Genomic DNA, 13,780 nt, shown 5'->3' with positions numbered 1-13,780 from the left:
TGAAACAATGATGGTATTCATGAAAATGTAAAATACTAGCTAAAATGTTCCCATTCCCACAGGTCGATATATAGCCTAGCAAATCACGGCGAGTCGTCCGATGGGATGTCACGGCTGTGCGCATACAACGCCTGCTGCTGCTCGGCATACCGCTGTACCCGATCCAGCGCCGCTTGTGGAGTGATACCGTTGTACAGAACGGCATCGCCCATTTTGCGAGTCATATCAATAATGTCTCCCCATTCTGGCTGCTGAATCGGGTAAAAGAGTGCCTGATCCAGCTCGTTCATATTTTGCTCAAGGGATGGGTCTTGTAGCACCATTCTGCTTGCTACAGTCGTCGTTACCGGCAGCATCCCCTCTTGGCGAACCATCTGCTCATACTGCTCGTCATTGTATAGATAATCTAGAAATTTGGACAATGCTGCTGGATTGGTATGATCAGTCTTGAACGAAATCAATACATCCTGTACGCCAAAATGCATGCCCGGCTGTCCATCTCGCACAGGAATCTGACTGCTCGCCCAATGAGAGCCGGGAAATTCACGACTGTTAATCGTTGTTAAATAATTGCCGCTGATCATCATACCGAGTTGCCCAGCACCCATAATACGCTGCTTTTCATCGCGCGTCGTAACGGTTGGCTCGGCATCGGTAAGCCCGCGATCCACAAGACGTTTTAAATAGGTTAGCCCGGCGACATTTTGCGGGCTGTTGATCGTCCAATGTCCGTCCTTGATCCAGCCGCCGCCGGAACCATAGAAAAAGTACGACAAATACGCCGGGATTTCATTTTCAGTCAGATCGACGCCAAAGCCTGCTACACCGACTTGCTTGAGCTTGGCAGCATCCTGTTCCAGTTCTGACCATGTACGCGGAGGTGCGGCAATGCCAGCCTGCTGAAAAAGCTGCGGATGATAATATAGTCGCCGCTGCGTCGCAAAATACGGAATGGCGTACTGCTTACCGTTCATTCGATCCATAAAGGTGAGGCGGGGGGAGAGCTTGGACTTCAGCTCATCTGACATAAGCGTATTCATATCATTCAATAGGCCATGAGCTGCGAAGCGGGCGTACATATTGATATTGAGAAGATCAGGCGGATCACCTTCGCTAATCATCGACGTGTACACGCCATCAATGATATCCCAGTTCACCACCTGCAATTGCACCGAGATGGATGGATTCTCACGCATAAAGTTGCGCACCAGTTGTTCTAGCATAGGCTTAGTGCCGGAGCTATAATCGGCAGCAACAAATTTGATCACCGCCTGCTGCTGTTGTTCAGGCTCTGGCAGGGAAGTGGGCGCCGAGCAGGCGGTTAGACATAACAGCAAAGCAGGTAGCCCAGCACGGAGCCAGACGGTCAAACGCAATAACACAGCAGATCGCCTCCGACTTATTTTTCGTCAAATGGAAACAGCAATTTCTGATTTTCCGGTGCATACATATCCGACGGCGTAATGACTGTAGACGGAATGAGCGTGAGTCGTTCGTGGGAACTGTTACTTTCATCATGCTTTAACGCACGTTGAACAGCCAGATAACCAATATTAAAAGGTTTCGGCACGATCAGAGCATGGATCGTACGTTCCTCCAGCAGTTGGATTTCATAAAAGGAGCTGTCGAACGCGACCAAATTCACCTTATGCTGTGGATGCTCCTTGAGCGCACGCGCTGCTCCTACCGCAATCACATCATTGGCAGCAATGACCGCATTCAATTGCGGCTCCTGTTGCAGCAGCTTGTTCATCATGACATAGGCGAGTTGTTCTGATTCGCCGCAGTAATACAACTCGGTCACACTGCCCGGTACAGAATCAAGAATATTGTGAATCCCCGTCATCCGCGCCTGCAAAATGGCAGAGGAGCGATAATCGCCCAATACAACCGTGTGCGGGATACCGCTGGTCTGATACGATGCCATCCGTCCGGCTTGTTCTCCCATTTGCAAGTGATCGCTGGCTACCGATATGGGTGCTTCCGGTCCATACAGCGGTGTGTCCATGACGATTACGGGTACACCGGCATCCATTACCCGGCGGATCGCTGTAAGGACGCGCTGATCAGCTAGTGGAGCAATAATCACGGCACTTGGCTTTGTTTGTATCGCTTCTTGTAATGCGTTGAGCTGCACATTGACCTCCTGATCATCCAGCGGACCGGTGACCGTATAGCGCACATCGTTCTCACGCGCGGCTTCTTCAGCACCGCTGCGCACGGTCTGCCAGAAATCGGACTGCGCGCTATTGGATTTTAAAATAATCATCAGTGTTCGATCCTTCTCTGTACCGGAAGTGAGCAGCATAAAGTACGCGATAATATACAGACTACCTACCAGCAGCAGAGCAGCCATCCACCAAAATAAGCGTCGATTGGTCATGATACCGTCACTTCCTCAATCAGCGGCACTCGGATGTATACGGTAGTACCTTCATCGGGAGAGCTATGAATCGTAATCCCATACGGCTCTCCAAAATGAAGCCGAATCCGTTCATTCACATTGCCAACCCCGATGCCACTTGGGCTGCGATGATCTAGATCGCCGCGAAGCACCTGCTGTACGCGTTCTTCTGTCATGCCGGTCCCGTTGTCGATAACAGCAAATACAAGATCCTGTTGATCCTGCCATGCACGCACTGTAATCAGCCCGCGTTCCTCGCGATTGCGAATCCCATGATAAATGGCATTTTCCACAAAAGGCTGTAGCAAAATTTTTAGCGTGGGATAGGGCAGCAGCTCACGCGGAATATCAATCACATAATCCAACTGATCCCGATAGCGCATCTTTTGAATGAATAAATAATTGCGTACATGCTCCACCTCAGTCATCACCGGCACCAGCTCCTGTTTGCGATTAATGCTGGCACGCAGCATACGGGCAAGCGCTGCCGTCATATCGACCACTTCCTCGTGCTTTTCCTGCTCTGCCATCCAGATAATCGAATCCAGCGTATTGTACAGAAAATGCGGATTGATCTGCGCCTGAAGCAGCAGCAATTCCGTTTTGCGCTTTTGCTCACTATCCATAACCGTTTGATCCATCAGCTGCTTGATCTGACTGACCATTACATTGAAGGAATGCCCCAGTTGACCGATCTCATTGGTTTCCTCTACAGGAGTCCGAATTGTAAAGTTGCCCTGCTCGACCTGCTTCATATCCCGCTGGAGTCGTTTGAGTGGACGGGTCAGATAGAGCGATAACATGAGCGAGACAAGGATAGCGATGCCTAAGCCCAGCAGCGCATACAGCACAATGGAATGACGAATGGAGGTAGGATTGGAGATCAGGTCGCCGGTATAGGTAACGCCAACAATTTTCCAACCGAAGCCGGTATCCTGCACCGAATAGATACGCTTTCCTTTATCATCATCCACGGTGAAGGATTGTCCGCTGGCGGTCGTCAGCACCTTCGGAATCGATTCACTCGCCAGATTGCTATACAGCAGCTGCTGCTGCGGATGATAGACGATATTTCCCTCGTTATCGACAATAAACACATATCCACGATTACCTAGATAAATGCGGCTGCATATATCATCAATGACACTTAAGTTCATATCGACGAGAAAGATGCCCTGCGGCGTAATGCCATCATTGCTTTTCAATTCCCGGCTGAGCGAGACGACCCAGCGATATTCCCCGCGGATCAGATTCTGCACATGGGGAGCGGAGACGATTGAGCGCCCATCCATATCGCGTGCCTGTGTATACCACGACTGCTTGGTTACATCGACATTGGGATTCAGATCGGTAATGCGGCGGTCAGACACAATACGCCCGTTATAGCCAAACACCATAATCGAAGCAATATCATTGCGGCTGTACAAAATATTTTGAAATAGATCAGAGATGCGCTTCTCATACGGTCGGCTGTCATTTTCATCAATAAAGCTGTTGCTGGAAATATAATAGGTGACATCCTTGTTCGTCATGGCGAGCAGGGAGATATTCTGCATATTGTCGACATAGGATTGCAAATTGCTGTTCACTTGGCGGATAATCTCGCGAATGTACACCTGCGAGTTCTGCTCGGCAGCATCCAGCGTCAAGCGATAATTGTTCAGACTGATCAAGGCAATCACAATGAGAATCAATCCAGAGAAGCCGATCAGCAGGCTGGTTGTGAGACTATGCCATTTCCACGGTATGCGGCTTACCCATCGACGGCGGAACATTTAACCGGACAACTCCTTTGCTCGGCGCTGCTGTTCCCGATATTGTCGGGGCGTCAGTCCGGTATGCTTTTTAAAAGAAACGCTGAAATAATTCGGATCAGTATAGCCTACCTTTTCCGCAATCTGGTAAAATTTATAATCAGTCAGCTGTAATAATTCTTTGGCTTTGTCCATACGAAAGCGGGTGAGATACTCCACATACGTTTCTCCGGTATGCTGCTTGAATGCCTGACTAAAGCGTGTCGTGCTCATCAGAGTGAGCGTACACATATCCTGCAACGACAGCTGGGGATTGGCATAATATTGTTCAATATGATGCAGTGCGCGCTGAATATGCTGGCTGCTAGAACTAGACGCCGTATGGAGTTGTAAACCCAGCGCCGTCAGTGCAGTCGCCATCCGTTCGGTTAGCTGGACGAGATGAAGCGGTGGTATCAGATTCATTTGCTGCCAAGCACCGTAAAAGTCAATGCCATCACCGATCTGTACCAACCAATCGCGGATCAGATGTGCCATAGTATCGAATTGCTGCATACATTCATGACGTGTTGCTTGCTGTTCGCGCAGCTGTGCAGCCAGCTCTTGTACATGCGCCGTTACGAGACGCATATCGCCGCTGCGTACCGATTGTAGCAGCTGTTTCTCAGCATCATGCAGACGAGCGGCAGCTTGCACCGGATCATGGTGTGTGGATGTGGTGTTGATCAGAGTATGTAGAGAGGGAGAGGTGTACGGTAGCAGAAACTTCTCGTCTAGTGCATGAATGGCGGCGGCATAGGCTTGAGGTAGCTGGGTAGGCTGATCACAGCCATGTCCCATTCCGCCGCTTAATGCTTCGCCGGTTAATTCCTCGACCGCAGCACAGGCGGTGGTGAGCAGCTGTTCAACATCACCGCGCAGCGAACGTGCAGAGACATTCAGCCCCGGAGCAGCGGCAAACAGCACGAGCAAGCGCGAGTGAAAGACCATTGGTAAGCAGATCAACTGTTGCGGCAGTGTCGACTGGATACAGGTACGTACCAACTGGCATAATGCTTCCAGCTGTTGATCTGGTGACTGCCCAGCTTGTGGATTTTTATTGGAGGATTGTAGCGTTTCTAGTAGTGCAACATAATAAGGCGCGTTTAGGGATGGCAATTCCAGCTGATGCAGCTGCTCTGTATACTCGGACAATGGCAGACCAGTAGTGAAGACCTGTTCCCAGAATCGTTCCCGCAGCAGCGGTAGACCTTGGGAGACTTGTTGCTGTAGCTGTCCGATATTCTCATGCTGGCGATTACGTTCATCCATCTCAACACGGATTTGAAGCAGCAATTCGCGAATCTCGCGTGCCGTAATTGGCTTGAGGATAAAATCAGATACTTTCAGCCGAATGGCACGGCGCGCATATTCAAATTCATCAAAGCCAGTTAGCATGACCATTTTCGTATCTGGGCAATGCTGCTGCACGTGCGCTGCCAGCTCCAGCCCATCCATAAACGGCATACAAATATCCGAGATGATCAGATGTGGCGGCTGAATCTGAATGGCATCCCATGCCTCACGTCCATTGGCATAATCTCCAACCAGCTCAAAACCGTGCGCTTGCCAGTCGATTCGACTACGCAATCCTTCACGAATAATCGCTTCATCGTCAACAATCATAACCTTGTACAAGCAAATCCCTCCTCTAATCCCGATAGTGTCGGGTAGGTGATAGTGGAAAGTGATCCTATGAGATCTATTATGCAACAATAACGAAGTGATATATAAAAATGATGTCATCTTATATGCCCCATATAATCAAAGATGATAACATAAAGATTTAGCTTAAAGATGACAAATAGCAGGAATATACACAAAATGTGAGCTTGAATACTATAAAATTTAAATGGATAAGGAATGATACCAAGATGAGCAACCATTCTACATATGAGCTGTCCCTATTCGACATAGAACATAACGCACAAAACCAATCTATACCTACAAGGAGAAAAAAGATATGAGTATCTCCTTCCGAAAGTCTGAACACCATGTAACAGGCAGTCATTCTCCTTACAGCTGGAAGTTCCCTTCTATTCTGCTGATTGCCTCTGGTATTGCGTATACAGGCGATTGGGTATTTCTCATCGCGCTTAATCTGACGATGTTGAATCTATCCGGCGCAGCGTTGGCGATTGCTGGATTGTATATGCTCAAGCCGTTTGCGGCTCTCTGTACGAATGGCTGGTCAGGCAGCATGATCGACCGTACCAATAAGCGGAGAATGATGATTTCCCTTGATCTGACACGAGCGATTCTGATTGGCATACTGCCGCTACTACATAACGTCTGGATGATCTATGCCGTAGTACTAGTTGTGTATATGAGCAGCTCCATGTTTCGTCCGACAGTCATGGCGTATATTGTTCATCTGGTGCCAGAAGTACGGCTCAAGCGCTTCAATTCGATTCAAAGTCTAATCAATTCCGGTGCATTTCTGATCGGTCCCGCCATTGCCGGAGTATTGTTTCTGGTAATGAGTCCACAATCGACGATTATTGTAACGGCAATCGGATTTTTGATCTCGGCACTGTTAACGTTATGGTTGCCCGATCTGGAACCGAAGCTAGGCAAATCTCGACGTTCTTCGATGTCTGAAGCTACATCCGGTGCCGTAACAGATGCCGATTCAACGTCTGTAGGCAGTGATTCAGCGCCTGTAGATAGTGATTCAGCAACACCCGATGCCAAACCAGAATCTATTCGCCGTGCACGTTCACCTTGGACGATCTTGCGTGAGGATTGGGGACAGGTGTACCAATTTAGCCATGAAGTACCGAAAGTGATGATGATTTACTTGCTCTTTTATTTGATTATGGTGCTGACTGCTGCATTGGATGCGCAGGAGGTCGCGCTTACCAAGCAGGTACTACAGGTCACCGATAGTCAGTACAGCTATCTCGTCAGTATTGCCGGAGCGGGTCTGGGTGTGGGCGCGCTAGTGAATCTGTTGGTAGTCAAACGACTTCATATTCGTACACTCATTGGGGCTGGCTCTATCGGTGTAGGTATTGGCTATATGATGTATGCGTTTGGAGCATCGTTTAGCATGGTGGCGTTGGGATTTTTTGTACTGGCATTTTTCCTTGCGTTTGCGAATACGGGGTTTACGACCTTTTACCAGCAGCATGTACCAGTACACATGATGGGGCGAATTAGTGGTGTATACGGTCTGATTATCGCAGTAGTTCAGATGGTATGCGTATTCGTGATCGGTACGCTAGCACAGGTATGGGATATTGCTGGTGCGGTGCGTCTAGGAGCGGTAGGTATGCTGCTAGTTGCGATTATGCTGGCGATTTATACTGCACGATCTTTGAACAAGATCAATGCGTAATCATCGCCGTAGCCGTAGTTGTGGTCGTGGTCGTGATCGTGATCGTGATAATTGTAAAAACAACTTAGGTGTGTTGGATTTGCAACTGGCTATGAATACGCTAGGTAGTGAACAGATAGAAAATTAAAAAAGTTATCCACTGTGGATAAATAGACAGCCGCCAATGCGAAGAGTACGCATGGCGGCTGTTTTAGCTTCTTATCTATCCATTTACGCTTGCTATGCAGTGTAAAATAGTGAAAATGGGCATTGCTAACAGTTGAAACGCATATTTATGCACAATCGACACGAAATGAAATCTGCAAACTTTGCATTTACGCACATGTTATGCACATTATCCACGGTTGGTAATACTGCAATGCGGCATTTGCCAATAGGTTGGAGCATCGTCGCCTAGTGATCCTTCCAGCGTACCACCTTCCAAGCGCCAATATTCGATTCCACCCAGCATTTCTTTTACTTGAAAACCGAGCTGAGCCAATTTGGCAGCTGCTTTGGTAGCGCCATTACAAGCAGGACCCCAGCAATATACAACGATTAATTGCTCGCGATCCCAACTAGCGGTTGTTTGTTCATTGATCTGGCGACCGGGCAGATGGATTGCGCCGACGATATGAGCCTGCTCATAATCAGAAGCACTGCGCACATCCAATAGTTGGAAGGGGGCATTGCCTTTTTGCAAATCGGTAGCGACATCAGATACATCAGTTTCACATGACAATCGCATACTCCAATAGTTGTGTGCTTGCTCTGGTGGTAGGGCAGGAACTTCCAATACAGCGGAAAAGCGTGGACGGTTATTCATGATCAACAACTCCTTCAATAAAATGGTGCTGCAACGCCGTATAACGGGCTGCAAGGGTATAACATCATTGTAGGGGAACATGCAGAGCGCAGTGATGTGATCCTATGAATAGAAGCTATCGATTTTATCGATGGGCAAGACACCACGGGGAAGATACATGACTATGGAACAATAGCAAAACGTGCACAAAAACGCCTTGAATCGCCGCTGTTTGCCGAAAAACGGCGATAGCCGCCCTTGTGCATATGGAATAACATTCGGCGGTGTGGTAACGTACATATCAACCTATGGCTTTGCCCGGATAAAGCGGCGACCGTAATGAAAGGAGTATGCCGATGGAGCTACTTTATTTAAAAACATTTTGTGCGCTGGTGCAGTGGGGGAATTATACACGTACCGCGTTGGAGCTGGATTATGCTCAGTCCAGTATTACCAATCATATTCAGCGATTGGAGCAATTGTACGGTGGGCAAAAGTTGCTTCAGCGCAGCGGCAATCAGGTGGTGCCAACCGCAGCTGGCGAGCGATTGCTGCCATATGCGCGTCAGATGCTGGAATTGCAGCAAGCTGCTCATCTGGTCATGCAGCCGCAGCCAGATATAGCACCGGTGTTAACGATTGGCACGATTGAATCGCTATCGCTATATCATTTGCCAGATATGCTGGATCATTTCCGTTACCACTATCCACAGTACAAGGTTAAGGTCGTCATTGGCTCAGAGCCGGAATTGGTTGTCCAGCTCAAGCAGGGACAGATTGATGTGGCATTGGTACTGGACGAGCCATTGCAGGAGCAAGGGCTACGCAGCTCTGTATTACTACGTACTGAGATGGCAGTACTGGTGCATCATCAGCATCCGCTGGCTTCTAGAGATGGCGTAACCGCACATGATCTGGCACCCTATCCGCTTATTTTGACGGAAGAAGGCTGTACGTATCGGGCGTATTTGCTACGTGCCTTGCGTCAGGTGCAGAGCCAGATCGATATTCGTTGGGAGCTAGGTAGTATCGAATCCATTCGACAGGCAGTGGAGAAGCAGTGGGGAATTGGCTTTTTGCCTGTATTCGTCCTGAATGAGATTCTACCGCCATCCAATCTGCAAGCGATCCGCTGGATGCAAGATGATCTGAATCTGTATATTCAATTATTGTATCCTCAGCAATGTTCGCCCGCAGCCGAAGCATTCGCAGCCAGTCAGCGGAATGTTGAAGTGCTACGTAACGAACCGAAATCTATATCCCATTAGTAGAAAAGTAATTCATGTGTCTATGGTTGTATGAGGGTCATGTGCCATGTCTGTAGTCAAAGCGATGTGATGGATGTGAAGGGAGCCTATCTTATGGAGATCAGCGAGAACAAATTGTTTATCAAAATGCACGATCATCAGCTCTGGTATTGGCGCATTCGTGTGCAGCCCGGCAAGGTAGAGACGATGTCTGCCCCGGTTGGACAGCGTGGCGAATTTCAGGAGCAGGAATTAAGCTTTTGGAAAAAGCTGCTGTCGCCTAATGCTGCCCTAACGATCATGCACGAGCATCAGGAGCATGGCTATGATCTATACGAACCGGTGGAGCAAAATATCAATCTGCTGATTCACAACGAACATAAAAGCATTGGACAGATGAACGAAGAAGAACAAAATAGACTGGAGCATCTGATCGAACAGGCATTGGAGGAAACAGGTAACGGATACGTAATTTGCTGGCACGGCTTGGAAGGCTCGCTTACTGCATATCTAGGCTGTGCCGTGTTGGACGAGCACGCTGCTGTACATTCCATTGTAGAGAAATTACAGGCATATCCCGATTTGCATCAAGGCTTGATTGTTGAACGTATTCAGCAAACCGGGCTACGGATGAATCCCGAAGAGGGAATTCTTTTACAAGGCAAAGTGGCATCGATGTATCCCTAACCTATCATTAAATTCGTTAATTCCTATATAATTAGTAAGAATAGACTTCATTTTAATTTGGAATCAAGGTATACTATTGAAGAAAACGGGGAAGGTAAGATATACTGTTCCCGCAAACCTATCCAATTAAAGGAGTGTCATTATGCCACAGGTATTGATTTTTGGTCATAAAAATCCGGACACGGACACCATTACATCCGCTATCGCTTATGCGGAACTGAAAAAAAAGCTGGGTGTGGACGCGGAAGCTGTTCGCCTTGGTGAAGTCAATGGAGAAACGCAATACGCACTCGACTATTTCAAAGTAGAAGCCCCACGTCTGGTGGACAAAGTGAGCGAAGTGAAAGAAGTTATTCTCGTTGATCACAATGAGCGCCAGCAAAGCGCTGACGATATCGATCAGGTAACTGTTACTGAAGTGATCGACCATCACCGGATCGCTAACTTTGAAACAAGCGCGCCACTGTACTACCGTGCTGAGCCTGTAGGCTGCACAGCGACCATCCTGAACAAGCTATACAAAGAAAATGGCGTAGCCATTTCTCAAGAAGTAGCCGGTCTAATGCTGTCTGCGATCATTTCCGACTCCCTGCTGTTCAAATCCCCAACCTGCACACCACAGGACGTAGCGGCTGCTACTGAGTTGGCACAAATCGCTGGCGTAGAAACAGCAAAATACGGTCTGGATATGCTGAAAGCTGGAGCGGATCTGAGCCAGAAAACGGTAGAGCAACTGATCACGCTGGATGCGAAAGAATTCCAAATGGGCGATGCGAAAGTCGAAATCGCTCAAGTGAATACGGTAGATGTTAACGATGTGCTGTCCAAGCAGTCCGAGCTGGAAGCAGCGATCAACAAAGTGATCGCTGACAAAGGGCTGGATCTGTTCCTGTTCGTCGTAACTGATATTCTGAACAACGACTCTGTAGGTCTGGCGCTGGGTCAACGTCAGGACGTTGTAGAGAAAGCATACAGCGTATCCCTGAACAACAACACTGCCCTGCTGAAAGGCGTTGTATCCCGTAAATCTCAAGTTGTACCGGTTCTGACCGACAACTTCACTGCGTAAAATCAAAAGCAGTTAAATTAGGCAACATCAACAGAAAGCCCGGAGTGAATGCTCCGGGCTCTTTGGTTGGACATAAACATGTTCCAAACTAGCGCGAACACTACGAAGATAAGGGGAAAATATACAGGTGGATATGACCGCAATCGTCTCTTTTATAAAAGAAAATGTGTATATCTCGTTGCTGTTACCATTATTCATATGGCTCTATAAAGAGTTTAAAGTCATGGTAACTAGCGAAGAACAAAGCAAAATCACTACTGTAGAAAATAAGCTGAAGATGTATGCTCGTTTGGAGGCACAGATTGCGTATGTTGGACACTACCCGACACCAGATGCGCAGAAAGAATTGTTTCATCAACTGGCAGAGATTCGTTTACATATGGGCGAGAGCGCTCAAATGATGATTCGCGACTATTATCGAACAACAGATATAGAGATGGTCAAAATGCTCATTCCCCTGATTACGGTCGAAATGAACAAGCTGAAAAAGAAAAAAGATAAATTGGTGCCAGAAGAAGCATTTGGTGGCTTATTCGAACCGGTGAGGAAGCTGTTTAAACCATTGAAACCAATGGTGATTTTGACGATCTGGATTCTACTGTCTGTAGTCATTGGGTTTAGACCTAAGTCACTAGGTAAAAAGAATCAGATACTATGTTTATTTTCGTTTATAACAGTCAGTTAGCGGGTAAATGGATACATCAACCGGTTTTCCCTTAGTGCAGTTGCGCAAACGTTCTATTTGCCGAATTGGACGTCTGGTAAATTGATGTTGCCTTAACTTAACTGCTGAGCTAAAATCTGAGATGAAGAACTAGAAGGGGGAACGCTATGACTGTATCCAGAACCAGATCGATTGGTCCTGCACGATTTAACACCGCAGTACACGCTTTAGCCGGATTGGCTCACAATGGGGGAACCGTATCCAGCTCAGTGATTGCGGCTCAGGTTCAATCGCATGCCACATTTTTGCGAAGAATTCTGTCAACACTGGCTAATCACGGCATTGTCGACACGCGCGAAGGCAGAGACGGGGGATATTCCTTGCGTATCCCTGCCGATTCGCTAACACTAGCAGATATTTATCAGGCGATTCGTCATGAGGATCAGGCGAATCGGGATGAAGAGAAATCTGGCTGTGCACCGCTCAGTGATGCGTTAAGTCATGTCATGATGGACGCCGAGCTGCAAGCCATTGAATATTTGCGCAATTACACCTTATCGGATCTGCTACACGATGCCAATGATCGAAAGAAACTGGAGGCAGGTCAACTAAAGCTTCAGGACTAACTCTGAAGACTTGGGAACATGCAAAAACCCTGCTGACGCGAAAGAGAATCGCAACAACAGGGTTTTTGCATGTCTGCTAACAGCAGTATAGAGTGACATCCATTCAGCTATGCGGAAAGAAAACACATATCAATGTTTGTGTATCGCAGGATTATCCTTTTCCAGTCGAGCAGCACGGCGAGCAAACCACGTCGCTAGTAGCGAACCGGAGATATTATGCCACACGCTAAAGATCGCACTTGGCACCGCAGCCAGCGGATTAAAATGTGCCGCTGCCAGACTTGCACCAAGACCGGAGTTTTGCATACCCGTTTCAAATACAATCGCTTTCCGCTTGGCAGCATCCATGCCTACCAGACGGGCAAACAGATAGCCAAGCAGATACCCCAGCCCGTTATGCAAAATAACGACTGCGAAGATCAGCAGCCCCGATTCCACAATATGACTTTTGTTCAGACCAACCACAATTGCTACAATCAGCACAATCGCCAGTGTGGATACAAACGGCAGCGCGACCGTTGCAGCTTCCGCTTGCTTACGGAACAATGCTTTGACAATGACGCCAAGAACAATCGGCACGATCACGACTTTTAAAATATCCAAAATCAGACTAGCGGCACTCACATGCATCCATTGACCGGCAAGCAGCGAGATCATCGCAGGTGTTGCGAGCGGTGCAATCAGCGTGGATACCGAAGCGATCGAGACGCCGAGCGCTACATCGCCTTTGGCGAGATATGTCATCACGTTGGATGCCGTACCACTTGGACAACAGCCGACGAGGATCACGCCAACTGCAATATCCGGTGGTAGATTGAGCGACACAGCGAGACCGAATGCCAGCAGCGGCATAATGATATAGTGACCGATCACACCAAGTGCCACATCCAGTGGACGACGGAATACCTCACGAAAATCGGCAGATGATAGCGTTAACCCCATGCCGAACATAATAATACCAAGCAGCAGCGAAATCTGCCCCTTTAACCCAATAAACCACGAGGGCAGAAAAAATCCTAGCAACGCGAATACAATGACCCAGACGGAAAAGGTGTCTCCGACAAATTTACTGACTCTAGCAACTGCATTCATATGTAACTCTCCTTCATATCCATTTCCCTGTCTGTCTTTACCCTACCTATGACTACACAGAGCAGCGCGTCACA

12 protein-coding genes are annotated in these 13,780 nt (G+C 47.9%); 6 read left to right on the top strand and 6 right to left on the bottom strand.

What is annotated here, in order from left to right:
- Positions 1–83: 83 nt before the first annotated feature.
- From ABXR35_RS22220 to ABXR35_RS22205, 4 genes are read right to left on the bottom strand one after another with little or no spacing between them, the layout of a single operon-like run.
- Complete coding sequence (locus ABXR35_RS22220) at positions 84–1,382, bottom strand: extracellular solute-binding protein (RefSeq protein ID WP_367064256.1); 1,299 nt, start codon at positions 1,380–1,382, stop codon at positions 84–86.
- A 17-nt stretch (positions 1,383–1,399) separates the two neighbouring features.
- Positions 1,400–2,383: a substrate-binding domain-containing protein gene (locus ABXR35_RS22215; protein WP_367064255.1), complete on the bottom strand. Its 984-nt coding sequence runs from the start codon at positions 2,381–2,383 to the stop codon at positions 1,400–1,402.
- The gene (locus ABXR35_RS22210) at positions 2,380–4,179 is read right to left on the bottom strand and encodes a sensor histidine kinase (protein ID WP_367064254.1); all 1,800 of its coding nucleotides are present in this window, start codon (positions 4,177–4,179) and stop codon (positions 2,380–2,382) included. Before ABXR35_RS22210 ends, ABXR35_RS22215 begins: the two co-directional genes overlap by 4 nt.
- The gene (locus ABXR35_RS22205; protein ID WP_367064253.1) at positions 4,180–5,835 is read right to left on the bottom strand and encodes a response regulator; all 1,656 of its coding nucleotides are present in this window, start codon (positions 5,833–5,835) and stop codon (positions 4,180–4,182) included.
- A 325-nt stretch (positions 5,836–6,160) separates the two neighbouring features.
- Between ABXR35_RS22205 and ABXR35_RS22200 the strand changes: the two genes are divergently transcribed.
- Complete coding sequence (locus ABXR35_RS22200; RefSeq protein ID WP_367064252.1) at positions 6,161–7,537, top strand: MFS transporter; 1,377 nt, start codon at positions 6,161–6,163, stop codon at positions 7,535–7,537.
- 334 nt (positions 7,538–7,871) lie between these two features.
- Here ABXR35_RS22200 and ABXR35_RS22195 read toward each other — a convergent pair whose 3' ends face one another.
- Entirely contained in the window at positions 7,872–8,342 is a 471-nt protein-coding gene (locus ABXR35_RS22195; RefSeq protein WP_367064251.1) for a rhodanese-like domain-containing protein, read from the bottom strand.
- A 335-nt stretch (positions 8,343–8,677) separates the two neighbouring features.
- On the opposite strand from ABXR35_RS22195, the gene ABXR35_RS22190 reads away from it, so the two are divergent.
- The 5 genes from ABXR35_RS22190 (at position 8,678) to ABXR35_RS22170 (ending at position 12,614) form a co-directional block, all read left to right on the top strand.
- Positions 8,678–9,589: a LysR family transcriptional regulator gene (locus ABXR35_RS22190; protein ID WP_367064250.1), complete on the top strand. Its 912-nt coding sequence runs from the start codon at positions 8,678–8,680 to the stop codon at positions 9,587–9,589.
- A gap of 93 nt (positions 9,590–9,682) precedes the next feature.
- Entirely contained in the window at positions 9,683–10,255 is a 573-nt protein-coding gene (locus tag ABXR35_RS22185) for a hypothetical protein (RefSeq protein ID WP_367064249.1), read from the top strand.
- A 142-nt stretch (positions 10,256–10,397) separates the two neighbouring features.
- Positions 10,398–11,324, top strand: coding sequence for a manganese-dependent inorganic pyrophosphatase (locus ABXR35_RS22180; RefSeq protein WP_367064248.1), 927 nt, complete (start codon positions 10,398–10,400; stop codon positions 11,322–11,324).
- Between the two features lie 127 nt (positions 11,325–11,451).
- Complete coding sequence (locus ABXR35_RS22175) at positions 11,452–12,009, top strand: hypothetical protein (RefSeq protein WP_367064247.1); 558 nt, start codon at positions 11,452–11,454, stop codon at positions 12,007–12,009.
- Positions 12,010–12,155: 146 nt separating this feature from the next.
- A complete protein-coding gene (locus ABXR35_RS22170) occupies positions 12,156–12,614 on the top strand; it encodes an RrF2 family transcriptional regulator (RefSeq protein WP_367064246.1) in 459 nt (152 codons plus the stop codon).
- Between the two features lie 129 nt (positions 12,615–12,743).
- On the opposite strand, the gene ABXR35_RS22165 is transcribed toward ABXR35_RS22170, so the two are convergent.
- Complete coding sequence (locus ABXR35_RS22165) at positions 12,744–13,706, bottom strand: bile acid:sodium symporter family protein (RefSeq protein WP_367064245.1); 963 nt, start codon at positions 13,704–13,706, stop codon at positions 12,744–12,746.
- Positions 13,707–13,780 lie beyond the last annotated feature (74 nt).

The organism is Paenibacillus sp. JQZ6Y-1 (assembly GCF_040719145.1).
Taxonomy (GTDB): domain Bacteria; phylum Bacillota; class Bacilli; order Paenibacillales; family Paenibacillaceae; genus Saccharibacillus; species Saccharibacillus kandeliae.
This window is presented reverse-complemented; position numbering and strand designations above follow the sequence as displayed.

Coding starts and splice junctions, on each gene's coding strand:
- ABXR35_RS22165 (WP_367064245.1), bottom strand. CDS start 13,706: ATGAATGCAGTTGCTAGAGTCAGTAAATTTGTCGGAGACACCTTTTCC.
- ABXR35_RS22200 (WP_367064252.1), top strand. CDS start 6,161: ATGAGTATCTCCTTCCGAAAGTCTGAACACCATGTAACAGGCAGTCAT.
- ABXR35_RS22185 (WP_367064249.1), top strand. CDS start 9,683: ATGGAGATCAGCGAGAACAAATTGTTTATCAAAATGCACGATCATCAG.
- ABXR35_RS22170 (WP_367064246.1), top strand. CDS start 12,156: ATGACTGTATCCAGAACCAGATCGATTGGTCCTGCACGATTTAACACC.
- ABXR35_RS22215 (WP_367064255.1), bottom strand. CDS start 2,383: ATGACCAATCGACGCTTATTTTGGTGGATGGCTGCTCTGCTGCTGGTA.
- ABXR35_RS22210 (WP_367064254.1), bottom strand. CDS start 4,179: ATGTTCCGCCGTCGATGGGTAAGCCGCATACCGTGGAAATGGCATAGT.
- ABXR35_RS22180 (WP_367064248.1), top strand. CDS start 10,398: ATGCCACAGGTATTGATTTTTGGTCATAAAAATCCGGACACGGACACC.
- ABXR35_RS22190 (WP_367064250.1), top strand. CDS start 8,678: ATGGAGCTACTTTATTTAAAAACATTTTGTGCGCTGGTGCAGTGGGGG.
- ABXR35_RS22195 (WP_367064251.1), bottom strand. CDS start 8,342: ATGAATAACCGTCCACGCTTTTCCGCTGTATTGGAAGTTCCTGCCCTA.